This is a genomic window from Mesorhizobium loti CJ3sym (assembly GCF_000472785.1).
Taxonomy (GTDB): Bacteria; Pseudomonadota; Alphaproteobacteria; order Rhizobiales; family Rhizobiaceae; genus Mesorhizobium; species Mesorhizobium loti_E.
The window spans coordinates 228,289-249,211 of sequence record NZ_AXAL01000002.1 but is presented as its reverse complement, the minus strand read 5'-3'; the positions used below and the strand labels follow the sequence as shown (position 1 = coordinate 249,211).

The 20,923-nt window shown below is 62.8% G+C and carries 24 protein-coding genes; 11 read left to right on the top strand and 13 right to left on the bottom strand.

Features of this window, described 5'->3' with window-relative positions; all coding sequences use genetic code 11:
• Window positions 1–4: 4 nt before the first annotated feature.
• Entirely contained in the window at window positions 5–1,384 is a 1,380-nt protein-coding gene (locus tag A3A9_RS0105785; RefSeq protein WP_027057924.1) for a serine hydrolase domain-containing protein, read from the bottom strand.
• A 243-nt stretch (window positions 1,385–1,627) separates the two neighbouring features.
• Here A3A9_RS0105785 and A3A9_RS0105780 point away from each other — a divergent pair, with 243 nt between their 5' ends.
• Window positions 1,628–2,422 (top strand): glycoside hydrolase family 25 protein, encoded by a 795-nt coding sequence (locus A3A9_RS0105780; RefSeq protein ID WP_027057923.1) that lies wholly within the window; start codon window positions 1,628–1,630, stop codon window positions 2,420–2,422.
• Between the two features lie 125 nt (window positions 2,423–2,547).
• Window positions 2,548–3,726, top strand: a complete 1,179-nt coding sequence (locus A3A9_RS0105775; RefSeq protein ID WP_027057922.1) for a lytic murein transglycosylase — start codon at window positions 2,548–2,550, stop codon at window positions 3,724–3,726.
• 149 nt (window positions 3,727–3,875) lie between these two features.
• Here A3A9_RS0105775 and A3A9_RS0105770 read toward each other — a convergent pair whose 3' ends face one another.
• Window positions 3,876–5,096, bottom strand: a complete 1,221-nt coding sequence (locus tag A3A9_RS0105770) for an alanine racemase (protein ID WP_027029738.1) — start codon at window positions 5,094–5,096, stop codon at window positions 3,876–3,878.
• Window positions 5,097–5,307: 211 nt separating this feature from the next.
• On the opposite strand from A3A9_RS0105770, the gene A3A9_RS0105765 reads away from it, so the two are divergent.
• The gene (locus A3A9_RS0105765) at window positions 5,308–6,225 is read left to right on the top strand and encodes a DMT family transporter (RefSeq protein ID WP_027057921.1); all 918 of its coding nucleotides are present in this window, start codon (window positions 5,308–5,310) and stop codon (window positions 6,223–6,225) included.
• A 493-nt stretch (window positions 6,226–6,718) separates the two neighbouring features.
• Here the strand turns inward: A3A9_RS0105765 and metF are convergent, their stop codons facing one another.
• Both metF and A3A9_RS0105755 read right to left on the bottom strand, forming a co-directional pair.
• Window positions 6,719–7,636, bottom strand: coding sequence for a methylenetetrahydrofolate reductase [NAD(P)H] (gene metF, locus A3A9_RS0105760; RefSeq protein WP_027057920.1), 918 nt, complete (start codon window positions 7,634–7,636; stop codon window positions 6,719–6,721).
• Entirely contained in the window at window positions 7,636–8,652 is a 1,017-nt protein-coding gene (locus tag A3A9_RS0105755) for an ArsR/SmtB family transcription factor (RefSeq protein WP_027057919.1), read from the bottom strand. Before A3A9_RS0105755 ends, metF begins: the two co-directional genes overlap by 1 nt.
• Window positions 8,653–8,848: 196 nt before the next feature.
• On the opposite strand from A3A9_RS0105755, the gene tsaA reads away from it, so the two are divergent.
• Entirely contained in the window at window positions 8,849–9,370 is a 522-nt protein-coding gene (gene tsaA, locus A3A9_RS0105750; RefSeq protein WP_033838382.1) for a tRNA (N6-threonylcarbamoyladenosine(37)-N6)-methyltransferase TrmO, read from the top strand.
• The gene (locus A3A9_RS0105745) at window positions 9,367–9,681 is read left to right on the top strand and encodes a DUF2293 domain-containing protein (RefSeq protein ID WP_027057917.1); all 315 of its coding nucleotides are present in this window, start codon (window positions 9,367–9,369) and stop codon (window positions 9,679–9,681) included. The genes tsaA and A3A9_RS0105745 overlap by 4 nt, the downstream gene beginning before the upstream one ends.
• 7 nt (window positions 9,682–9,688) lie before the next feature.
• On the opposite strand, the gene A3A9_RS0105740 is transcribed toward A3A9_RS0105745, so the two are convergent.
• Entirely contained in the window at window positions 9,689–10,198 is a 510-nt protein-coding gene (locus A3A9_RS0105740) for a hypothetical protein (protein WP_027057916.1), read from the bottom strand.
• Window positions 10,199–10,352: 154 nt separating this feature from the next.
• Here A3A9_RS0105740 and A3A9_RS0105735 point away from each other — a divergent pair, with 154 nt between their 5' ends.
• Both A3A9_RS0105735 and A3A9_RS0105730 read left to right on the top strand, forming a co-directional pair.
• Window positions 10,353–11,315, top strand: a complete 963-nt coding sequence (locus A3A9_RS0105735) for a D-amino acid aminotransferase (RefSeq protein WP_027057915.1) — start codon at window positions 10,353–10,355, stop codon at window positions 11,313–11,315.
• Between the two features lie 133 nt (window positions 11,316–11,448).
• Window positions 11,449–12,288 carry an SDR family oxidoreductase gene (locus A3A9_RS0105730; protein ID WP_027057914.1) on the top strand — a complete coding sequence of 280 codons (840 nt, stop codon included), beginning with the start codon at window positions 11,449–11,451 and terminating at the stop codon, window positions 12,286–12,288.
• Window positions 12,289–12,355: 67 nt separating this feature from the next.
• On the opposite strand, the gene A3A9_RS0105725 is transcribed toward A3A9_RS0105730, so the two are convergent.
• Together A3A9_RS0105725 and A3A9_RS0105720 are read right to left on the bottom strand one after the other, a co-directional pair.
• Complete coding sequence (locus A3A9_RS0105725) at window positions 12,356–12,973, bottom strand: MOSC domain-containing protein (protein WP_027057913.1); 618 nt, start codon at window positions 12,971–12,973, stop codon at window positions 12,356–12,358.
• A 17-nt stretch (window positions 12,974–12,990) separates the two neighbouring features.
• Window positions 12,991–13,548 (bottom strand): TetR/AcrR family transcriptional regulator, encoded by a 558-nt coding sequence (locus tag A3A9_RS0105720; protein ID WP_245278982.1) that lies wholly within the window; start codon window positions 13,546–13,548, stop codon window positions 12,991–12,993.
• Between the two features lie 190 nt (window positions 13,549–13,738).
• On the opposite strand from A3A9_RS0105720, the gene A3A9_RS0105710 reads away from it, so the two are divergent.
• Together A3A9_RS0105710 and A3A9_RS0105705 are read left to right on the top strand one after the other, a co-directional pair.
• Window positions 13,739–14,158, top strand: a complete 420-nt coding sequence (locus A3A9_RS0105710; RefSeq protein ID WP_027057911.1) for a hypothetical protein — start codon at window positions 13,739–13,741, stop codon at window positions 14,156–14,158.
• Between the two features lie 19 nt (window positions 14,159–14,177).
• Window positions 14,178–14,576, top strand: a complete 399-nt coding sequence (locus A3A9_RS0105705) for a VOC family protein (protein WP_027057910.1) — start codon at window positions 14,178–14,180, stop codon at window positions 14,574–14,576.
• A 9-nt stretch (window positions 14,577–14,585) separates the two neighbouring features.
• On the opposite strand, the gene A3A9_RS38345 is transcribed toward A3A9_RS0105705, so the two are convergent.
• From A3A9_RS38345 to A3A9_RS0105690, 3 genes are read right to left on the bottom strand one after another with little or no spacing between them, the layout of a single operon-like run.
• Window positions 14,586–14,816, bottom strand: a complete 231-nt coding sequence (locus A3A9_RS38345) for a DUF4287 domain-containing protein (RefSeq protein WP_051370773.1) — start codon at window positions 14,814–14,816, stop codon at window positions 14,586–14,588.
• A 36-nt stretch (window positions 14,817–14,852) separates the two neighbouring features.
• A complete protein-coding gene (locus A3A9_RS0105695; RefSeq protein ID WP_027057909.1) occupies window positions 14,853–15,248 on the bottom strand; it encodes a VOC family protein in 396 nt (131 codons plus the stop codon).
• Window positions 15,245–15,838, bottom strand: coding sequence for a TetR/AcrR family transcriptional regulator (locus A3A9_RS0105690; protein ID WP_027057908.1), 594 nt, complete (start codon window positions 15,836–15,838; stop codon window positions 15,245–15,247). Before A3A9_RS0105690 ends, A3A9_RS0105695 begins: the two co-directional genes overlap by 4 nt.
• 173 nt (window positions 15,839–16,011) lie before the next feature.
• On the opposite strand from A3A9_RS0105690, the gene A3A9_RS0105685 reads away from it, so the two are divergent.
• Complete coding sequence (locus A3A9_RS0105685) at window positions 16,012–16,578, top strand: methyltransferase family protein (protein ID WP_051370797.1); 567 nt, start codon at window positions 16,012–16,014, stop codon at window positions 16,576–16,578.
• On the opposite strand, the gene ssuE is transcribed toward A3A9_RS0105685, so the two are convergent.
• Both ssuE and A3A9_RS0105675 read right to left on the bottom strand, forming a co-directional pair.
• Complete coding sequence (gene ssuE / locus A3A9_RS38340) at window positions 16,533–17,177, bottom strand: NADPH-dependent FMN reductase (protein WP_082221891.1); 645 nt, start codon at window positions 17,175–17,177, stop codon at window positions 16,533–16,535. The genes A3A9_RS0105685 and ssuE overlap by 46 nt on opposite strands.
• Window positions 17,178–17,266: 89 nt before the next feature.
• Window positions 17,267–18,625: an LLM class flavin-dependent oxidoreductase gene (locus tag A3A9_RS0105675; protein WP_027057906.1), complete on the bottom strand. Its 1,359-nt coding sequence runs from the start codon at window positions 18,623–18,625 to the stop codon at window positions 17,267–17,269.
• Between the two features lie 157 nt (window positions 18,626–18,782).
• Between A3A9_RS0105675 and A3A9_RS0105670 the strand changes: the two genes are divergently transcribed.
• A complete protein-coding gene (locus tag A3A9_RS0105670) occupies window positions 18,783–19,718 on the top strand; it encodes a LysR substrate-binding domain-containing protein (RefSeq protein WP_027057905.1) in 936 nt (311 codons plus the stop codon).
• A 47-nt stretch (window positions 19,719–19,765) separates the two neighbouring features.
• Here the strand turns inward: A3A9_RS0105670 and A3A9_RS0105665 are convergent, their stop codons facing one another.
• On the bottom strand, window positions 19,766–20,887 hold the full coding sequence (locus A3A9_RS0105665) for a beta-ketoacyl-ACP synthase III (RefSeq protein WP_027057904.1): 1,122 nt from the start codon (window positions 20,885–20,887) through the stop codon (window positions 19,766–19,768).
• Window positions 20,888–20,923 lie beyond the last annotated feature (36 nt).

Genomic DNA, 20,923 nt, shown 5'->3' with positions numbered 1-20,923 from the left:
GCGCTTATTTCAGCGCCTTCACCAACGCCCCCACCATCGCCTGCGGCCGGTAGCCGAACTTGGCGGGCGTCAGCCCCAACCGCACGATCACCAATTGCTGCGAAGGAATGATGGTGACTGTTTGCCCGTCATGCCCTTCCATCCAGAACGTATCCTTGGGCAGGCCTGCCGCGACACCGGCGCCGGGGCTGTCCTCGTCGCCAGGCCCTTCGATCCACAACTGGCCCTTGCCGTAAACTTTCGAGGCGGGTGCGGGTTCGCGCATCCAGTCGACGAAGCCGACGGGCAGCACCTGGTTGCCGTTCCAGACCCCGCCTTGCAGCAGGAACTGGCCGAAGCGCGCCCAGTCATGCGCGGTCGCATAGAGATAGGATCCGCCGACGAAGGTGCCCTGCTCGTCGGTCTCGAGCACGGCGCTGTGCATGCCGAGCGGCTCGAACAGCGCGCTGCGCGGCCATGTCAGCGCCTTGGCCTTGTCGCCGATCGCATCCTGCCACAGCCGCGACAGCATCACCGCCGTGCCACTCGAATAGGAAAACACCTTGCCTACCTCGGCCGCCAGCGGCTTGGATTCGGCAAAGCCCGCCATGTCGGGTTCGAGATAGAGCATGCGGGTGACATCGGCGACGTCGCCATAATCCTCGTTGAACTCCAGCCCGCTCGACATGGCCATCATGTCCGCAAGGCTGATGGCGGCACGGCCGTCGGCCTTCCAGGGCGCGAACAGGCCCTTGTTGTCGACCGCCATCTTGCCGTCCTTGACCAGCGTGCCGATGATCGCGGCATTCACCGTCTTGGTCATCGACCAGCCGAGCAGCGGCGTCTTGTCGGAAAAGCCATCGCCATAGCGCTCCGCCACGACGCGGCCGTTCTTGACCACCACAATCGCGCGCATCCCGGTGCCGGCCATCGCGGCATCGCCGATGATCTTCGTGATTTCGGGATTCTGCGAGGCATTGACCCGGTCTCCCTCCGGCCACAGATCGCCCTTGGCGGCGGCCGACGCTTCGGCAGGGATCGTCGTGCGCCGTGCCTTGCCGACATCGCCGTCCGGAACCGAGGCGCAGCCTAACCCCTCGCGCGCGACGGCAACGCTCTTGCCGAGGAATCCAAGCAGTCCGGCCGAGACGGTTCCCCGGTTCTTGTCGACCGAGACCCGCATCAGCCGCAGCAGCGGGTGCCCGGGCGCCTGCACGTCGACGGCAAGCACCTCGTTGGGGTCGCGCCCGGCGATGAAGACGTTCGAGCAGACGATCTTGGCCGAATAGCCGGAGCCGACGCGGATCAATTCGGGCGGCGCGATGTAAAGCCAGGCAAACAAAGCGGCGACCGCCAGCACGATCAGGCCAAGCAGCCATTTGATGATCTTGACGACGATCCGCATCTTTTCCGTCCCTGCTTTTCGGCCGCCGGTAGTTTCCGGCTCGATTTATGTCATCGATTTGCCGCCATTGCTTCCGCAAAATCGCGGCTGTTGTCGAGCGCCATCAACGGATTATCAACCATGATCGGCGATCACTAAAAATGGTATATTGAGTGATGCGTGGGGCGATCGCTCGAAGAGGCCGGATCGGCCACCAGTTCACAGACCCATCAGCGACCGGCTGATTCCGGCTTGGAAGTTGTGATGCGCCGTCTTGCGGCTCTTTTCATGCTGACGCTGCTCGGCGCCTGCTCGACCGTGGACGATCTGTCACCACTGTCGCCGTCCAGCAGCGCGACAGTCGCCGTGCGCGCGCCGCGCTTCGCCGATTCCAAGCCGCATGAATGGGACAGCGGTGCCCCGTGGAACTATGCCGTTCACGGCACCGACGTGTCCAAATACCAGACCTCGGTCGACTGGCCGACGGCCAAGGCCAGCGGCATCTCCTTCGCCTTCATCAAGGCGACCGAAGGCGGCGACCGTTTCGACGAGTATTTCAACGAGCACTGGGCGCGCACAAAGGCCTCGGGCGTTCCGCGGGCGGCCTATCATTTCTTCTATTTCTGCACCCCGGCGGCCCAGCAGGCGCGCTGGTTCATCCAGAATGTCCCGGTCGACCGCTCCGCGATGCCGCCGGTGCTCGACATGGAATGGAACCCGCAATCACCCACCTGCAAGTTGCGTCCGGACGCCGCCACGGTGCGCGCGGAAATGACCACCTTCCTCGAAATCGTCGAGCGCCACTACGGCAAGAAGCCGATCATCTACACCTCGGTCGACTTCTTCGATGACAACGAGCTGTCGAGCTTCCGCGGCTATCCCTACTGGCTGCGTTCCGTCGCCGGCCACCCGCGGGAGAAGTACGGCAGCCACCCCTTCACCTTCTGGCAATACACCGGAACCGGCATTGTTCCCGGCATGACCGGCAAGTCCGACATTAACGTCTTCAACGGCTCTGAGGCCGCCTGGAACAAGTGGCTGCGGCAGAACACCCGTTGACACCGGGCCTGCCGCCTGCTTTTCGACACAGCCAGCGGTAAAGAGTGCAACCGCGGGTAATCCAGGTCGTTGGGCTTCCCAGGCGAAGCACGATTGATTGCCTTGTTTGTTTCGAAAGGAAGCTGATGCGACTGCGTTCCCAAGCCCTCGCGGCGCTGTTCTTGTGCGCCACGGCCTTGCCGGCGATGGCGCAGGAATGCGGCGGCGATTTCGAAACCTGGAAACAGGGTGTAGCAGTGGAAGCCAAGGCGGCCGGGGTCGGCGCGGTCGGCCTCGATGCGCTGGAAGACGCCAAGATCGACGAAAGAGCCTTGGCGCGCGACCGCGCCCAGGGCGTCTTCACCCAGACCTTCATCGAATTCTCGAACCGCATGATCTCGGCCTACCGGCTGAAGCAAGGTGCGGCGAACATGAAGAAATACGCCGACGTCTTCGCCCGCGCCGACCAGCAGTTTGGCGTCCAGGCACCAGTCATCACCGCCTTCTGGGCGCTGGAGACGGATTTCGGCGCCGTGCAGGGCGATTTCCACACGCTGAGCGCGCTGGTGACGCTGTCGCATGATTGCCGTCGCCCGCAGTTGTTTCGCCAGCAGTTGGTGCCGCTTCTGGAGCTGATCGACCATGGCGTGCTGCCGGCCGACGTCCAGGGCGCCTGGGCTGGGGAGATCGGCCAGACGCAGATCCTGCCTTCGGACTATCTGGCCCGCGGTGTCGACGGCGACGGCGACGGCAAGATCGACTTGCGCAAAAGCGTGCCGGACGTGATCATGACCACGGCCAACAAGGTGCTGTCGCGCGGCTGGAAGCGCGACGAACCCTGGATCCAGGAAGTGCGCGTGCCAGACCAGATGCCCTGGGACCAGACCGGGCGCACCAACAAATTGCCGCTGACACAGTGGGCGCAATGGGGTGTCACCAATCCCGACGGCTCGCCGCTGGTCGACAAGGGCCTCACGGCTGGCCTCGCGCTGCCCATGGGCCGCAAGGGGCCGGCCTTCCTTACCTATGAGAATTTCGACGTCTATCTCGAATGGAACCAGTCCTTCACCTACGCGCTGACCGCGGCCAACCTCGCCGCACGGCTCGCCGGCGCACCGCCGCTTGATCCGCGCAACCCCGAGCCAGGCCTCAACAACGACCAGATGAAGGCGCTACAAACCAAGCTGGAAGCCCGCGGCTACGATGTCGGCACGGTCGACGGCATTCTGGGCACCAACACCCGCGAGGCGATCCGCAAGGAACAGATGCGGCTTGGATTGCCGGTGGATGGCTGGCCGACGCCAGAGTTGTTGGGGAAGTTGTAGCGAGTAGCGAGTAGCGAGTAGCGAGTAGCGAGTAGCGAGTAGCGAGTAGCGAGTAGCGAGTAGCGAGTAGCGAGTAGCGAGTAGCGAGTAGCGAGTAGCGAGTAGCGAAGAAGATAATTCCCTATTCGCTACTGGCTACTGGCTATTCCCTAATCCGCCATCGTCTCCAGACTCGCAAATCCCTGCGGCGCATCGCCCTCGTCGAAGGGCGTCGTCACCTCGACGAAGGTGTCGGGGTAAAAGCCGTTGAAGCGGGTGCGCAGCGACAGCGAATAGGCGCCGATATGGCCGATCTCAATCCAGTCGCCGGTGTCGACGGTTTCCGGCAGCCAGAATGGCCTGGACAGGATATCGACGGAATCGCAGGTCGCGCCGCAGACCTTGAATGGCACGATCTTGTTCTCATCGCCATTGCGGGTCCGGATCGCGGGATCCGGAATGAAGCGCGCCGGCAGCGTGATCTTGCCGGTCCATGAATCCGACAGCGATGCCCAGATGCCGTCATTGATGTAGAGCCGCTTGCCCTTGCGCAGCAGCACCCGCACGATCAGCGACAGGCAGCGCGCCACGATCACCCTGCCCGGCTCGGCCACCAACGGCATCTGGTCGAACTGGTATTCCTTCAGGTCACCGGAAAGCCGCGACATGATCTGGCCGAGCGACGGCATCTCGACCTGCTTGCGGTTCGGATCATTGCCATACTCGGCCGGAAAGCCGCCACCGACGTCGAGCCCGGCAATGTCGAAGGTCAGCCGGTTGCGTACCCAGTCGGCCGAGGCCAGTGCCCGCTCATAGGTGTCGGGATCCTCGATCTGACTGCCGACGTGGAAACACAGGCCAACCTTGTAGCCGGTGCGGTTCAGCCGCTCCGCCAATTCCACGGCATAGGCAGGCCCGGCGCCGAACTTTTTCGACAGCTCGTAAGCCGCGTGGCCCTTGGTCTGCACCCGCACGAACACGCTGATCGTGCCCGGGTCGATGTCCAGCGCCCGCACCACCCGCGTCACCTTGGTGATCTCGTCCTCATGGTCGAGCGAAATGACGCGGATGCCATATTTCTCCAGCGCCAGCTTGATATCCGATTGCGCCTTGACCGGATGCATGTAGAGCATCTCGGCATCGGGCGAGACCGCGCGCACGGCGGCGAACTCGCCGGGTGAAGCCACGTCGAAGGCCGTGACGCCGGCCTCGACCAGCGCCTTCAACACGATCGGCTCGCCATTGGTCTTGACCGCATAGGCGGTCTTGCCGGGAAACATGCCCATGAACTGCCTGGCATCGGCCTTCAGCACCTGCGGGCGGAAGCAATAGACCGGATCGTCCGGGCGAAGCGCCAGTGCCGCCTCGCGGGCATTCTCGAATCGCTGCATTGACGAATCCTCGATCTCGGCTGCGCACAATTAATCCAAGCTAGCGGCTAATGAAAACAATTCTGTGTCTCGTGTGCTTGACGCAGCGGCGCTAGGTCTTTGGCGGCACTGTTTGCCAGCGATCATGTTTCGGGTGGCCCTTGTCGCCAGACCCGATATGCCGTGTGTCTGACCGGCTGACATCCAGCGCGTCTTGGGGAGGACGATTCGCATGGCAGTGGCTGCCACATCAACACCACGCGGACCGATGACGCTCACCGACTGGGGGCAATTGCTGCTGCTCGGCGCGATCTGGGGCGGCTCGTTCTTCTTCGCCCGCATCGCGGTGGCGGAACTTCATCCGCTGGTGCTGGTGCTGTTTCGCGTCGGCATCGCCGCAATCGCGCTGCAGATCTATCTCGGCCTGCGCGGCCCGTCCTTCCGCCTCGCCCTTCCGCATGCCGGCCTGTTCTTCCTGCTGGCCCTCGCCAACAACGTCGTCCCGTTCTCGCTGATCTTCGCCGGCCAGACGGAACTTGGCGCCGGCGTCGCCTCGGTGCTCAATGCGACGACGCCATTCTGGACGCTGATCCTCGCCAATGCGCTGACATCGGACGAAAAGCTGTCCTGGAACAAGCTCGCCGGCATCGGGCTCGGCGTCGCCGGCACAGCTGTCATGATCGGTCCCGGCCTGCTTGCCGGGCTTGGCGGACCGGTCTGGGCCAAATTCGCGCTGATCGGCGCCTCCCTGTCCTATGGCGGCGCGCTGATGATCGCCCGCCGCTTCAAGGGCGTGCCCTCGCCGGTTCTCGCCACCGGACAGATGACCGCCTCGACCATCATCATGATCCCGATCGTGCTCTTCGTGCATGGTCCGGCCGGGCTGTTCTCGGCCTCGCCGCCAGTCTGGGCGGCGGTGCTGGCGCTGGCGCTGCTGTCGACCGCCTTCGCCTACATCCTCTATTTCAACCTCGTCGCCTCGGCCGGTGTTACCAACGCTTCGCTGGTCACGCTGATCGTGCCGGTCAGCGCCCTTCTGCTCGGCTTCCTGTTCCTGGGCGAGCGGCTGGAACTGTTCGAGATCGGTGGCGTGGTGCTGATCGCGCTTGGTCTTCTCACAATCGACGGACGTGTCCTTGGAAAACGTTAGTCTGAACCGCATTGGCAGCGAAAGTCGAAGTCGACTTTCACGGCGGTGGCGCTGCAATGACACTGTTGCGACACTTGACGCGAAAGTCGAAGTCGACTTTCACGGCGGTAGCGCTGCCGTGACATGATACCGACACCGTCCCGCCATATTTTATTCACAGGCCTGAAGCGGGTTTTTGCCGAGAAGTTTCAACGGCTAACGGCAAAAACAGAGTCGCAAATCCGGCATTCACGTCGCAATGCAGCACATTTTCCGCTTGCCTGTGGCACAAATGAACCTAGACTCCCAGGCATAGCTCTTTAAGAGGAGGCTATGTCATGGGACTTACGAGGCCTATCAACGCATTGATGATTTGTGCTGCGTTTGCCTTCATTGGAGCCCTTATTATGGGCTTTCTTCCCTGAACCCGCCAAGACGGGGAAGACCACCAGCAAATAGTCCAAACAAGCAAAAGGCCGGGTTTTACCCGGCCTTTTGCTTGTTTAGCCAGTGCTTATGCAGCGGCAGAGCCTGCCACCTCCGCCTCATGCGAGCGGATGCCGATCATGTGGCAGATGGCGAAGACGAGGTCGGCGCGGTTCATCGTGTAGAAGTGGAAATCGCCCACCCCGCGCTCGACGAGATCCAGCACCTGCTCGGCGGCCACGGCGGATGCCACCAGCGCATGGGTCTGCGGGTCGTTCTGCAGGCCGTCGAAGCGTTCGGCCAGCCATGCCGGCACAAGCGCGCCGCAGCGCGCCGAGAAATTCGCGACCTGGGTGAAATTGTGCACCGGCAAGATGCCGGGAACGATCGGGATGTAGATGCCGGCGCGGCGCGCGCGCTCGACATAGCGCTCGTAGAGATCATTGTCGAAGAAGAACTGCGTGATCGCCCGCGTCGCGCCATTGTCGACCTTGCGCTTCAGCATGTCGATGTCGGTGGCGAAGTCCGGGCTCTCCGGATGCTTTTCCGGATAGGCAGAAACCGAAATGTCGAAATCGCCGGCCTCCTTCAGTGCGCCGACCAACTCGGCACCATTGGCGTAGCCGTCCGCATGTGGGCGATAGGCGGTTCCCACACCGGCGGCCGGATCGCCGCGCAGGGCGACGAAGCGCTTCACGCCCATATCGGCGAATTCCTGGATCACCGCGTCGACCTGATGACGGGCGGCGTCGACGCAGGTCATGTGCGCCGCAGGCGTCAGGCTGGTCTCTTTCAGGATGCGGCCGATGGTGCGCGCGGTGCGCTCGCGCGTCGAGCCGCCGGCGCCATAGGTCACCGAGACGAATTTCGGCTTCAGCGGCTCCAGCCGTGTGACCGTGTCCCACAGCCTAGCCTCCATCTCGTCATTCTTGGGCGGGAAGAATTCGAACGAAACCTTGACCTTGTCGCCAATGTCGGGGCGGCGGGAAAAGCGGAACTGGTTCATCAGGCGATTTCCCCTATCGAGTTCACTTTGGTCTGCTCGTTGGCAGGATCGGCGATCAGCAGGCGCCGGTCGCGGCCAAGCCAGAGTTTTACGATAAGCCTGGCCTCGTTGCCGCCGCGCGGCTCGAACTCCTGGGCATCCTCGAGATCGAGGCCGGCCTCCGCAAACCACTCGCCGATCTGCCGGTCGGAAAAGCCGAGCCGCATATGGGCGTGCTCGTCGCGCAGGAATTCCAGCGTGTGCGGCGCGAAATCGACGATGACCAGCCGGCCCGCCGGCCGCAACAGCCGCGCCGCCTCGTGGATGGCGCGGGCCGGATCGTCGAGATAGTGCAGCACCTGGTGGATGGTGACGAGATCGAAGGCATCGCGCTCGACCGGCGGCGAGAAGATGTCGCCCTGCCGCACCTGCGCGTTCGAAATGCCTGATTTGTCGAGATTGGCGCGCGCCACGGTCAGCATCTCGCGCGACATGTCAATGCCGACGCCGCGCCGGTAGAGCGGCGAGAAGATTTCGAGCAGGCGGCCCGTCCCGGTGCCGAGATCGAGCATCGACTGGAACGGCCGCTTGCCGACCAGTTTCAGCATCGCGGCCTCGACGGCGCGATCCGGCACGTGCAGCGAGCGGATATGGTCCCAGCTTGCGGCGTTCACGGAAAAATACTGCGTCGCCCGGTCCTGCCGCTTGCGCTTGACCGAGGCCAGACGCTCAAGGTCGCGCTCGACCTGCGGATCGGCGCCGCGAATGCTGGAAACCAGCCCCATGACGAAATCGCGCGCCGAATCGGCATCCGACAGGCGGAAGAAGGCCCACGATCCTTCCTGGTAACGGCCAATCAGCCCGGCCTCGAGCAAAAGCTTCAAGTGGCGCGAGACACGCGGCTGCGACTGGCCGAGAATTTCGGTAAGATCGGAAACGGTGAGGTCGCCGCGCGACAACAGTGCCAATATGCGCAAGCGGCTGGATTCGGCCGCCGCCTTCAGCGTATCCACCATGGTGTCGAGCGAAACGTGCATGAGCGCATTCTCTTTGAAAAAGATATAAACATATGTTTATGTCGATTTTCAAAACCTTGCAAGCGCAATGTCGCTCCCGGACAAGAAAATGCCGCATGCGTGATTTCCCCCTGCATGGCGTCCAAAAATGTGTAGTGGGGTTGGGACAGTGACAGGCACCAAGGTAGAGATGGCCGGAATCACCGAGCCCCGCGAAATGTTCGAGGCGCGCGAAGGCGAGCAGAGGCTGGAACTGGATCCGGCAGCAATGCCGGCGGACGGAAGCATCGTCTTCATCGGCCGCATCGCCTCGCCATGGGTGACGCGGGAGAGCTGCCCGAAAAACATGCGCGCGGCCCGCGAGACCGGGCAACCGGCGGTTATCAGCATCGACGCGCCCTATCGCAGCGGCCTGCAGGGCCTGGAGCGTGCCAGCCATGTCATCGTCCTGTCCTGGCTGCACCACGCGCCGCGGAATCTGATTGTGCAGAAACCCCGCCATGCGGCTGAAGCCAAAGGCGTATTCGGCCTGCGCTCCCCTGCCCGGCCAAACCCGGTCGGCCTGCATGTGGCCAGGCTCGTCGGGTTGGACATCGCCACCGGACGCATCGATCTCGATGCCATCGACGTGCTCGACGGCACGCCGGTCATCGACATCAAGCCCTATTTCGCCTCGACCGACGCCATACCGGAGGCGACCATCGAAGGGCGTGATGAGCGCCAGCGGAATCAGCGATGACAGCGCCGACCGGCCGCCGCCGCGCCATCGCCAAGGCACTGACAGCCCTGCTGCCGCTGGCGCCCTATGCCGACATGGAAAAGATCCGTACTGACGCCGGCTCGGTGCATATGAAGACCTTGCCGCCGGGCATTGCCGTCTGGCTGGCGGCGATTGCCCATATCCGTCACATGCACACCGATTACGAAAAGCTGCTGGCCGAGGGCTATGACCGCGACTCGGCGCGATTCTTCGTCATCGAGCAGACCAACATCGTGCTCACCCGCTGGCGCGCGACACGCCTGCTCGACGCTGACGACGAAGAAGAATGAGAAGCCACTACCGTCGTGTCAGCACGGCGATCGCATTATAGGGCCTGCCGTCAGCCCGGCCGACCCAGGTCCAGGACAGGTTTCCCTTGAAAAACCTGACGGTGATATCGCCGCCATCGATGCATTTGTCCTGGCCGTAGGTGATGCTCTCGTGGAATTCCGCCGACGTCTCATCCCTCGACGTCTGCGACAGCGATCCGCCGCAGCCAAGTGAGGGATAATCGATCGATGCGCTGCCATCGCCAATCGTCATGGCGATCGACCAGTCGGCGCCGGCATCGCCGGCTGGGCTCTGGTGGCCGTTACCGACCCAAGTGCCGGTCATTGACTGTGCCGGCACATTCACGCCGCAAGGCACATTCTGGAAGATCGGCGTCAGTTCGCTGCCGGTCTTTTCGCAGCGATAGGTCTGGCCCTTCTGGCAAAGTTCGTCGCCCTCTTTCGTGCATTGCGCGCCGGCTTCGCCTGCAGCAGCAAAGATCATCATGGTTGCGATGACGGCCCCAAGCCTGCCCATATCCCCCTCCTCTTCCGAGTGGCCGGACTATAAGGCAACTCCAATCCAATGTATCGGCTCGCTCTGGAGGACGAACGGCGTCGAGCGGGTGGCTCTATACCCTCCGCGCGGTGCAGATAGGCTGTTGATCGGCCTTGTGCGACAGGAGGCTTCGATGGACCAGACGACGGCAACACGGACTTCAAAGCCGCTGCCTGCGGTGAGCGACCACCACGTCGATCCACATTCCTATCCCGACGGCATAGCCTTCCTCGACGGCCAGTATTTGCCGATGTCGCAAGCCAAGGTGTCGGTGCTGGATTGGGGTTTTCTGCATTCCGACGCCACCTACGACACCGTCCATGTCTGGAACGGCCGCTTCTTCCGCCTCGATCTGCACCTCGATCGCTTCTTCGGCGGCCTGGAAAAGCTGCGCATGACAATTCCCTTCGATCGCGACAAGGTGACCGAGATCCTGCACAATTGTGTCGCGCTGTCGGGACATCGCGCCGCCTATGTCGAAATGCTGTGCACGCGCGGCGCTTCGCCGACCTTCAGCCGCGACCCGCGCCAGGCGATCAACCGTTTCATGGCGTTTGCAGTGCCGTTCGGCTCGGTCGCCAATGCCGAGCAATTGCAGCGCGGCCTGCGCATCGCCATCAGCGACAAGATGCGTATCCCGCCGGCCTCGATCGATCCGGCGATCAAGAATTATCATTGGCTCGACCTCGTGCGCGGGCTCTACGACGCCTATGACCGCGGCGCCGAGACCGCGCTCATCCTCGACTTCAACGGCAATATCGCCGAGGGTCCGGGCTTCAACGTCTTCTGTGTCAAGGACGGCAAACTGTCGACGCCAGCCATCGGCGTGCTGCCCGGCATCACAAGGCGCACCGTTTTCGATCTCTGTGGCGAGGAAGGGCTCATCGCGGGGGCCGCCGATGTCAGCGTGCCCGCACTCAAGGCAGCCGACGAGGTCTTCATCACCTCGACTGCCGGCGGCATCATGCCGGTGACTGAGATCGATGGCGCGGCGATCGCCGACGGCAAGGTCGGGCCGATCACCAGCCGGCTGATGGCGCTCTATTGGCAAAAGCATGATCACCCGGCGTGGTCGTCTCAGGTGAATTATCCCTGATAGCTGGACGTCTTGTTCAAAAAGATTTCCCCGCGCCTCTGGAAAATCACGCGACAGGCCGTATATGCCCGAAAGCGGAGAAGCCTCCGCTTTCACCCGAAAATCACGCCCGCAGGGGCAAGGATTCCACATCATGACATCAAAGGTTTGGTTCATCACCGGATCGTCGAAGGGTTTTGGCCGTGTCTGGGCCGAGGCCGCATTGGCGCGCGGGGACAGCGTTGCCGCGACCGCCCGTGACGCCGGCACGCTCGCCGATCTCGTCGAAAAGTATGGCGACAACATCGCTGCTATAAAGCTCGACGTGAACGACAAGAAGGCCGTCGATGCCGCTGTCGCCGAAGCCCACAAACGCTTTGGCCGGCTCGACGTCGTCATCAACAATGCCGGCTATGGCCATTTCGGCGCCATCGAGGAAGTCAGCGAACAGGAAGCCCGCGACCAGATCGAAACCAATGTGTTCGGCGCGCTGTGGGTCACGCAGGCCGCATTGCCGATCATGCGGGCGCAGCGTTCAGGCCACATCATCCAGATCTCGTCGATCGGCGGCGTCAACGCCTTTGCCTCGCTCGGCCTCTACCACGCCTCGAAATGGGCGCTCGAAGCCTTCAGCCAGTCGCTCAGCATCGAGGTCGCGGAATTCGGCATCCATGTCACCCTGGTCGAGCCGGGCGGCTTCTCCACCGACTGGTCCGGCGCCTCCGCCAAGGTCTCGAAGCCGATCGAGGCCTATGCGCCGGCCCGCGCCAAGATGGCCGAGCGCCGTGCCAGTTCGGTCGCCGGCGATCCCGAAGCGACCGGTCCGGCGATGCTGGCCATCGTCGACGCTGCCGAGCCGCCGCTGCGGGTGTTCTTCGGCGATGGCGGCCTGCCGATGATCCGCCAGGAATACGCCAACCGCCTCGCCACCTGGGACAAATGGGACCACGTGTCCGTCATGGCGCAAGGCGCCAAGAAGAACCGCAAGGACTGACGATTGCAGTGTCCGCTACGCCGCTCAAAGGGCGGCGTAGCCCCCTGCCCTCAGGCCGGGAACGCGGCTATGCCTGGTAAATCCACTGCTCCGGCACCCGCGCCGAAATCTCTTCGCCGGCCCTGATCGTTCCCGGCTTCTCGACCCAGGCGACGAGACCACGCAGCCGCTTGGCTACTTTGGGAAAGAGCAGCGCGCCGGCTTCAATGTCGGCCATTCCTGAATTTTCAGCGATCGATCGCCCGGCGAGGCGACATGGCCCGTTCTGCGCGTCGACCTTGAGGGTCACGCCACCCTTGAAGAACAGCAGCGTGCCGGCCGGCAGCATCGACAAATGCGGCAAGCCTTCGGTCACCAGATTGGCTCCGATCCATTCCGGCTTGATCTCGGCCAGCCCCATCCGCTCGGCGACAATGGCCAGTTCATCTTCCGCCACGATCGACAGCTGCCGCTCATTGCGCATTTCGGTGCCGCGCGGATACCAGGGCTCGCGTCCGCCCGAGCGCCGCGTCGGTCCGGCATGGAAGTCTCCCGAAATGCCGTCGAAGCCGAGCCGCAATTCCTCCACCGGTCTTGTCTGGAAATGATCCGCTGGCGCGACATAGAGCGCTGCGGCGCGGGCGGAAAGTTTCTTGGCCGGGACGATGTCGACCGGTTTCTCGGCCTCGGGGAAGAGATCCAGCATGGCGTTCCGTCCTTGAATCATGCTCCCCGTTTTTGCCCTTCGGCCGGCAAGGCCGCAAGGGCGGTTTGAGCCAAAATACGCAACTCTTCGACCGAGGCGCCGTCCCGCGCCTGGATCGACATGCCGTTCATCACGCCGGCCAGATATTTGGCGAAGCCTTCGACCGAGAGGTTTTCGGGCAGATCGCCCGCCGCCCTGCCCTTGGCCAACCGCTCCGCGATCGCCGCTTCACTCGCCTTGCGATAGGCCTTGAGCTCATCGGCAATGGCTTGCGCCTGCGGCGAGGCTGCCAGCGCACCGCTGACGAACAGGCAGCCGCCCGGCTTGCCCGGCCTGGAATAGGCCTCGGCGGCGCCGAGCAGCAACCGCCGGATCGCCTCCCGCGTCGATACCGGCGCGCTCAGCGCGTCCAGCGCAAAGCCGATCTCGGTCTGGTGGTAGCGTATCAACGCCTTGCGAAACAAAGTCTCCTTGTCGGTGAAGGCGTTGTAGATCTGCGGCGGCGTCAGCCCCATCGCCTCGCGCAGCATGGCCAGCGACGTCGCCTCATAGCCATGCTCCCAGAACAGATGCATCGCCGCATCCAGTGCCCGGTCGGGGTCGAACGCGCGGGGACGACCGCCCCTGGCCTTTTCCAAATTATCCATAGTGATCGATACGAAACCTGTTGACTTGCTCGTTCCGCATAACGTAACAATTGATACGAAACATGGCAAGCCAGAAGCTCCCGGCGAGGCCGTGTAACGCGAGCACAAGGAAAGCCACATGCCAATCACCGTGACAGCGCCGGAAGGCGTGCTGACCCCGACCGGAGAACGCGAGATCCTGCCCCGCCTCAGTGCCGCCCTGATCGAAGCCTCCGGCGCCACCGGCAATTCCTTCTTCACAGCGATTGTCGGCGGCACCGTCCACGTCCTGGCGCCGCGCCACATCTATGCCGGCAGCGCCAACCGCCCTGTTGTCATGGTCGAGTTGAAATTGCCCAATATCGGCCTTGGCTCGGTCGAAGCCCGCAAGGCCTTCATCACCAATGCCGCTGGCATTGTCGCCGAACTCTGCGTACCCGAGCACAAGTCTGAAAACACCTGGATCAACATCGTCAACGCGCCCGATGGCGGCTGGGGCATTGGCGACAGGCAATATACCGGCGACGCGCTCATCACTGCAGCCACCGCCGCGCACTGATCTGATAGGAAAAGATAGAATGCGCCTCTCCCCTTCGCTGTTCTTCACCACCAATTGCGAGCCGGCGCTGGCCTTCTACGAACAGTGCGGCCTTGGCCGGGCCACAATCCTGCTGCGCTGGGGCGACAACAACATGCCGGTGCGAACCGAGGCCATGCGCGGAAAGATCCTGCATGCGCGCTTCGAGGGTCCGGGCGTGCTGTTCCACTCCTCCGACAATGACGATGCGGAGCCGATGAAAGGCTCCGCCATGATGCTGGAATTCGACGACCTGGCTGCGATGCGGGAGCTGTTCGATCGCATGGCCGTCGGTGGCCGCATCACCGTGCCCCTGGCGCGACAATATTGGGGAACCAGCTTCGGCATGCTGGTCGACGCCTTTGGCGTGCAGTGGATGTTCAGTTGCTCCCACGAATAATCGCGGATTTTATGGGGCGTCGGACTTCTCGCTCTCCAGCAGCGCATTCTTGATGGCGTGCGCCATGAACATTGCGTGGCCATGTCCAAGGCCAAACTCTTGCTTGAGCCAGGCGATCCGCACACCCGGTTTGATGGCGGGATCGCCGAGGCCCTTTTCGATGGCCAAGGCTAAGAAGTCTTCCGTGGTCTTCCCCGTCTTCTTCTCGATTCCGGGCAGATAGTTCAGATCAAGGGGCATGCTTGTGACCTCGATTTTGGGCGGCGGACCGCCCTGTCAGTAGCCGGGTTTGGGGCTGGCGATCGACCAGATGACACCAAAGCAGTCGACCAGCCGTCCAAACCCGCCGAACGCCATATTCTGCCAAGGCGTCAAAACCCGGCAACCGGCGGCCTTGCCGCGCGCCATCCAATCGCTGCCATCGGGCACCTCAAGATGCAACGCGATACTGGGCGTGGGCTGAAAAGCGGGTATCGGCTCCATGCTGAAATCCGTCAGGAAGACCGGGCCGCCATTGATCCGTACCTCCGCGTGACGCAGATGACCATTCTCTTCGACGGCCATGATCTCCTCCGCACCAAAGGCCCGGCCCCAGACCTCGATTGCCTCGCGGGCCCGGCCGGCGAGCGACAGGTATGGCACCACGCGGGTCGGCTCTTGATTGTCGGTCATGACTTTCCTTCCTCCAGTCGTATTTCGAGATAGCGCCTGAGATAGCCGAGGCTCGCACGCGCGCCTTGAGTGCCCCCTTCGGCCTTGGCGATGAGCAGAGAGCCCTGAATGGTTGCCTCGATATGGATAGCCAGGTCACGGGCCTCGCGGCTGTCGACGCCGAGCACCGCGGCCAAATCCCCTTCCAGCAATGCTGCCTGGGCGAGGATCGAAGCCGCGCTATCGGCGGCAAGCTCCGGGTGCGTGTCGTGCACCTCTTGTAGAACGGTGCCCACGTAGCAGGCATATGTGGCCACCGGGCCGGCAAGCAGCGAAATACGAAAGTCGATATAGGCCAGCACGCGCGCCGCGGGACTCTCCGGATCGCGGTGACGCGACCCGGCGAAGGCTGTTTGCGACTGAGTGCTCCAGTGGATGGCAGCCGCTCGCGCGCAGGCTTCCTTGGTCGCGAAATGATGAAAGAAACTGCCCTTCGTCACGCCCGCCGCCACCGCGATGTCATCGACACGCGTCGCCGCATAACCCTTGGTGCGGATCACGTCGATCGCCGCCGAAAGAAGCCGCTCTCTGCTGTTATGATGTTCTTCCACGCCACCATACTCGTTGGTATGGCGGAACCATACTCACCGGTATGGTCGTGTCAAGCGCCGATCGGATCACAAACTTCTGACCTCCGGCATGGCATGTTTGTTGGCGCGCCGCATTGCTGCCGCGCTGCACCCGCTTCATGCTGACGGTCCAGATAGGTCGGCGGAGGTTCATGATGCGTCCCGGGACGGCAATGGTGCTGCTTTGGCTGATCTGGGCCGTGTCGTGGGCCGCGGCCGCGTTCTGGGCCGACCAGGCGCAGAAGCGCGCCGGCTTTCGGGCCGAGGCACCCTACCGGGCGGTGCTGGTGCTCGGCGCCATCCTGTTCTTTATTCCGGCACACGGCTATGTCGGCCGCTTTCGCCTGTGGTCTCCCACGCTGGCCGAGGCCTGGATCTGCGTCGCGCTGGTTGCGATCGGCATCGCTTTTTGCTGGTGGGCTCGGCTGCATCTGGGCCGGCTGTGGTCGGGAACGGTCACCGCCAAAGCCGAGCACCGCATCATCGACACAGGCCCCTACGGCCTCGTCCGTCACCCCATCTACACCGGTCTGCTGCTCGGCCTCCTGGCCACCATGGCGGCGAAAGGCACCGTCTGGGGCGTCGCCGGGGTCATTCTTCTGACCATCGGCATCTTCATGAAAGCAAAGCTCGAGGAACGTTTCCTGCGCGGCGAACTCGGCAGCGCCTATGACGATTATGCCAAGCGGGTTCCGATGCTGGTGCCATTTGCTCCGGCCTGACCCGCCTCCCCGTTCTGCCTGACCACGTTTGGTGGCCTCGGATGCCCGAGCATCGAAGCTCGATGATCGTCGGTAAGGGAATAGACGAAGTTGTCACAGGCAAAGCGCAGCCCCGCCCAGGAAGGCTCGCTCAGGACAATATCCTCGCCACCCCTGGGGAAGTCGCTGTCGCTGGCAAAGTGGGACTGTACGACATGCCTTGCACCCATCGACTGGAACACAGGCCGTAGCCCGTAGTCCAGCGCCAGCACATGCGCCAGGCTTCCGCCCGTTGCCAGCGGCAGGACCACCTTGCCCGCAAAAGCAAATTGCGGCAGCGCGTCCAGGCCGGCTTTCAAAAGTCCGGAAAACGACGCCTTGTAGATTGGCGTCGCGACGATCAGGCCATGGGCGCCGACAACCTTGTCGCGAAATGCCGCTAGTGACGGCACCCGGAAATCAGCCGCCAACAGGGCGGCGGGATCGAGATCGCGCAAGACCAAATGTTCCGTATCGATGCCCTGGGCCCGCAACACTCCAAGAACTGCTTCGACAAGCCGGACCGTCTTGGACATCTCGGACGGACTTGCTGATATAGCCAGAACTTTTCGGCCGTTCATTGCATGAAACCTTTGCCGCCTTGTGCCCCGGGGAGCCATATGCGTCACCGGGCAGTATTACTCTTTGAATTCAGGTGGGCGACGACCGTTCAGGCGCGCGCCTGGACTGCTCCGCGCGCCGCGACGAAAGAGTTTCGCGGACGCGCCAATCCCAGCCGGTCACGCAACGTCCCCGGTTCATACTCGGTCCTGAACAGTCCGCGCCTTTGCAGCCCAGGAACAACCGTTTGCATGAAATTCATCCAGTCCTCGGGCAGCAGCGGGAACATCAGATTGTAGCCGTCGGCGGCGCCGGAGACGAACCAGGCTTCGAGCTGATCGGCGACTTGCGAAGGCGTCCCGACAACGAGCGGAACCGAGCCGGTATTGGCGATCTTGCGCGCGAGCTGTCGTATCGAGAGACCTTTGTTCGCGTCGTCTTTTACAAGCGCGAGCCAGGTCCGCCAGCCATTGAACGTGCCCTCGTCCGGCAGATCCGGGATCGGCCCGTCGAGCGGATAGACGGACAGGTCCACGCCCGCCCAGCTTGAGAGAAGATCGACGGCGACGGCGTCGAGCATCAGTGTTTCCAGATACTCCTGCTTCTCCTCGGCCTCGGACGCGGAGCCCGCGACAATCGGCAGGATGCCCGGCAACAGTTTGAAGCTCTCCGGTGTCCGGTCGAACCTGGCCAGTCGGTTGTTCATGTCGGCACGGTAGGCGAGGCCTTCCGCCTCGCTGCGCAGGATGGCGAAATGCACCTCTGCATGCGCGGCGGCCAGATTCTTGCCGGCCTCCGACGACCCCGCCTGAACGATAACTGGATGTCCTTGCGGCGGTCGCGGGACGTTGAGTGGCCCCCTGACCTTGAAGTGCTTTCCGTGATGGTTGAGGTAGTGGACATGCTCTGCATTGGCAAACTGTCCTGATGTCTTGTCGATGATCAGCGCATCGTCTTCCCAGCTATCCCACAGCGCTTTCGTGACATCGAGGAATTCGGCCGCCCGCTCGTAGCGAAGCGCGTGCTCGATATTGGAATCGCGCCCGAAATTGACGGCCTCCTCTTCGAGCGCCGATGTCACCACGTTCCAGCCGACACGGCCATTGCTGATGTGGTCGATCGAGGCAAACATGCGCGCCGTGTTGAACGGCTCGGTGTAAGAACTCGATGCCGTCACCATGAAGCCGATATCCTTGGTGACAGCCGAAAGCGCGGAGACGAGCGACAACGGTTCCAGCCGGGGGTTGGCATAGTGCGCCAATCCGCTGCCGAACGTGTCCCAGACGCCCAGATGGTCGGCGATGAAGATGGTGTCGAGCTTGGCACGCTCCGCCGCTTCCGCCAGGCCGCGATAATAGTCGAGGCCGAGAAATTCACGGCCCGGCGCACGCGGGTGCCGCCAGGAAAGGCGATGATCCCCCTGTGGATTGAAGAAGAAGCCAGCCAGGATCATGTTTCGACGCGGCATGCCAACTATATCCTTCTGCGATCGGCCATTTCGTCGGCGGCGCCAGCCTTGAAGGTCCAGCCGGCGCCTGACGACACCAACCTTAGGCAAGATCAGCCCTTCCCAAAAAAGATTATTTTTGCGAGAAAGATAAGCTCAGCTTATCCATGGTGATCAGATGGCAAGTGCCCCCTCCCTGCGCGGCCTGCAGGCATTCGAAGCTGCCGCGCGGTCGGGAAGTTTTGTCGCCGCGTCCGAGGAGCTCGCGGTTTCTGCCGCCGCGATCAGCCAGCTCATTCGCGCGCTCGAGGATCAGGTTGGGCGCAAGTTGTTCCACCGCATCAATCGCCGCGCCGTTCTGACCGAGGCCGGGGTGGAAATTTTCCCGAGGCTTGCCGCTGCGTTCAACGAACTGAGGAATGTCTCCCGCGAACTCAGTGGCGGCGAGCAGCGATCCTCGCTGATCGTGTCCGTGGCGCCTTCCGTGGCGATGGGCTGGCTTTCCTCGCGCTTGCCCGGCTTCGTCGGCATCCACGGTCCGGTCGATATCTCGTTGCGGGGCGAGGATGACCCGGTTCCGTTTGATCGCGACCTCATCGATATCCGTCTGTCCTACGGGCCCTCGCATTATTCGGAACACGTGACCGAAGAGCTTGTCAAAGATGCCGTCTATCCGGTGTGTTCGCCGGGCTTCCTGGCGAAGTATGGTCCGATGGCCTCTCCGGCGAGCCTTCACTCCGTCCCATTGATCCATACCGACTGGGGTCCTTCCGGCGCCTCCTTTCCATCATGGCGCAACTGGTTTGAGTCGGCGGATGTGACAGCGGGTCGTCATATCCAGCACGGAATGACGGCCAATTCCTCGATGGCGGCGCTCGATCTCGCGCGGGGCGGGCTGGGGGTGGCGTTGGCGCAGGGACTTTTCTGCGCCCGGCAGGTCGAAGACGGCGAGCTTGTCGTGGCTGTCAGCCACGTCCTCGAACTGGGCAATCCCTACTGCATCACGATACCGCACCGGAGTACGCAGCGTTCGGTGGTGACGGCGTTCAAGACGTGGTTCGCGGCCGAATGCGTCCGTTGCGTCAAATCGCCAGCCTTGGCCGCCGACGCATAAAGACCCGGCGCGCAAACGCGATTTGGCGGGGATATCGGTATCCGGGATCAAAGCATCCGGATAAGCGCGCCGCCGATCGAATACCCCGCGCCGAAGGCGCAGATCAGGCCGAAATCACCGGGCTTCATGTCGGCATGGTTCTCCGACAGCGCCACGATGGCGCCGGCGCCCGCCGTGTTGCCGAGCCGCTCCAGCACCATCGGCGCACGGTCGTGATCGACATCGTGGCCGAACGACAGTTTCAGGATCATCGCGTTCATGCGCGCATTGGCCTGATGCAGCCAGAAGCGCCGGACCGCTTGCGGCGTCAGACCGTGCTCGGCCAGGAACTCGACGATGAATTTCTGCCCGGCAACGGTGACTTCCTTGAACACCTTGTTGCCGACCTGTTTGATCAGATTGCCTTCCAAATTGATCATGTAGGGATCATCCTGGGCGGTGCGGGTGTGGTAGCCCAGATTGGTGCGGATGTTGTTCGACATCTGCGTCCAGATGCGCGTGTCCAGCACCTCGAAACGCCCAGGCCGTTTGTCGCCCTGAGCAAGGCCCTCCACCACCAGCGACACCGAGGCATCGCCGAAAATGAAATGTGTCTGCCGGTCGCGGAAATTGAGATGGCCGGTGATGATTTCGGGCGTGGTCACCAGGATGCGCTTGTGCGCGCCCGAGCGCACCAGATTGACCGCCATGTGGAGCGCCGCCGCCGCGGAAGAACAGCCTAGCCCCATGTCAAAGCCGGCGCCCGTCGTGCCCAGCGCCTCCTGCATTTCGATGGCGATCGCCGGATAGGGCCGCTGGTGGTGCGAGGCCGAGCAGATGATCAGGTCGATCTGCGACGGCTTCAGCCCCGCATGATCAAGCGCCTTTTTGGCCGAAGCGACGCCGAACTCCGCCTCCAGTGACAGCGCATCATCCGGCCGCGCCGGGATGCGCGGCGTCATGCGGGTCGGATCGAGAATGCCTTCGCGCTCGATCACATGACGGGATTTCACACCCGAGGCATGGACGATGAAATCGGCGTCGGACTTCTGCAGGAGCGGCTCGCCGGTGCCCTGGCGCCGCGCATTCTCTGTGTCGACCCAGCTGTTAAAACTCTCGACCAGCTCTTCATTGGTGATGACAGGTTCAGGAATTTCAGCGCCGATGCCGCTGATGATAACGCGATGCATGTTTCAGTCTGTCCATCCGCGGGCGTTACGGCTTCA

Bases quoted from the DNA above. Each gene is read 5' to 3' on its own strand.
- A3A9_RS0105785 (WP_027057924.1), bottom strand. From the start codon at position 1,384: ATGCGGATCGTCGTCAAGATCATCAAATGGCTGCTTGGCCTGATCGTG.
- A3A9_RS0105780 (WP_027057923.1), top strand. From the start codon at position 1,628: ATGCGCCGTCTTGCGGCTCTTTTCATGCTGACGCTGCTCGGCGCCTGC.
- A3A9_RS0105775 (WP_027057922.1), top strand. From the start codon at position 2,548: ATGCGACTGCGTTCCCAAGCCCTCGCGGCGCTGTTCTTGTGCGCCACG.
- A3A9_RS0105770 (WP_027029738.1), bottom strand. From the start codon at position 5,096: ATGCAGCGATTCGAGAATGCCCGCGAGGCGGCACTGGCGCTTCGCCCG.
- A3A9_RS0105765 (WP_027057921.1), top strand. From the start codon at position 5,308: ATGGCAGTGGCTGCCACATCAACACCACGCGGACCGATGACGCTCACC.
- metF (WP_027057920.1), bottom strand. From the start codon at position 7,636: ATGAACCAGTTCCGCTTTTCCCGCCGCCCCGACATTGGCGACAAGGTC.
- A3A9_RS0105755 (WP_027057919.1), bottom strand. From the start codon at position 8,652: ATGCACGTTTCGCTCGACACCATGGTGGATACGCTGAAGGCGGCGGCC.
- tsaA (WP_033838382.1), top strand. From the start codon at position 8,849: ATGTTCGAGGCGCGCGAAGGCGAGCAGAGGCTGGAACTGGATCCGGCA.
- A3A9_RS0105745 (WP_027057917.1), top strand. From the start codon at position 9,367: ATGACAGCGCCGACCGGCCGCCGCCGCGCCATCGCCAAGGCACTGACA.
- A3A9_RS0105740 (WP_027057916.1), bottom strand. From the start codon at position 10,198: ATGGGCAGGCTTGGGGCCGTCATCGCAACCATGATGATCTTTGCTGCT.
- A3A9_RS0105735 (WP_027057915.1), top strand. From the start codon at position 10,353: ATGGACCAGACGACGGCAACACGGACTTCAAAGCCGCTGCCTGCGGTG.
- A3A9_RS0105730 (WP_027057914.1), top strand. From the start codon at position 11,449: ATGACATCAAAGGTTTGGTTCATCACCGGATCGTCGAAGGGTTTTGGC.
- A3A9_RS0105725 (WP_027057913.1), bottom strand. From the start codon at position 12,973: ATGCTGGATCTCTTCCCCGAGGCCGAGAAACCGGTCGACATCGTCCCG.
- A3A9_RS0105720 (WP_245278982.1), bottom strand. From the start codon at position 13,548: ATGCATCTGTTCTGGGAGCATGGCTATGAGGCGACGTCGCTGGCCATG.
- A3A9_RS0105710 (WP_027057911.1), top strand. From the start codon at position 13,739: ATGCCAATCACCGTGACAGCGCCGGAAGGCGTGCTGACCCCGACCGGA.
- A3A9_RS0105705 (WP_027057910.1), top strand. From the start codon at position 14,178: ATGCGCCTCTCCCCTTCGCTGTTCTTCACCACCAATTGCGAGCCGGCG.
- A3A9_RS38345 (WP_051370773.1), bottom strand. From the start codon at position 14,816: ATGCCCCTTGATCTGAACTATCTGCCCGGAATCGAGAAGAAGACGGGG.
- A3A9_RS0105695 (WP_027057909.1), bottom strand. From the start codon at position 15,248: ATGACCGACAATCAAGAGCCGACCCGCGTGGTGCCATACCTGTCGCTC.
- A3A9_RS0105685 (WP_051370797.1), top strand. From the start codon at position 16,012: ATGCGTCCCGGGACGGCAATGGTGCTGCTTTGGCTGATCTGGGCCGTG.
- ssuE (WP_082221891.1), bottom strand. From the start codon at position 17,177: ATGAACGGCCGAAAAGTTCTGGCTATATCAGCAAGTCCGTCCGAGATG.
- A3A9_RS0105675 (WP_027057906.1), bottom strand. From the start codon at position 18,625: ATGCCGCGTCGAAACATGATCCTGGCTGGCTTCTTCTTCAATCCACAG.
- A3A9_RS0105670 (WP_027057905.1), top strand. From the start codon at position 18,783: ATGGCAAGTGCCCCCTCCCTGCGCGGCCTGCAGGCATTCGAAGCTGCC.
- A3A9_RS0105665 (WP_027057904.1), bottom strand. From the start codon at position 20,887: ATGCATCGCGTTATCATCAGCGGCATCGGCGCTGAAATTCCTGAACCT.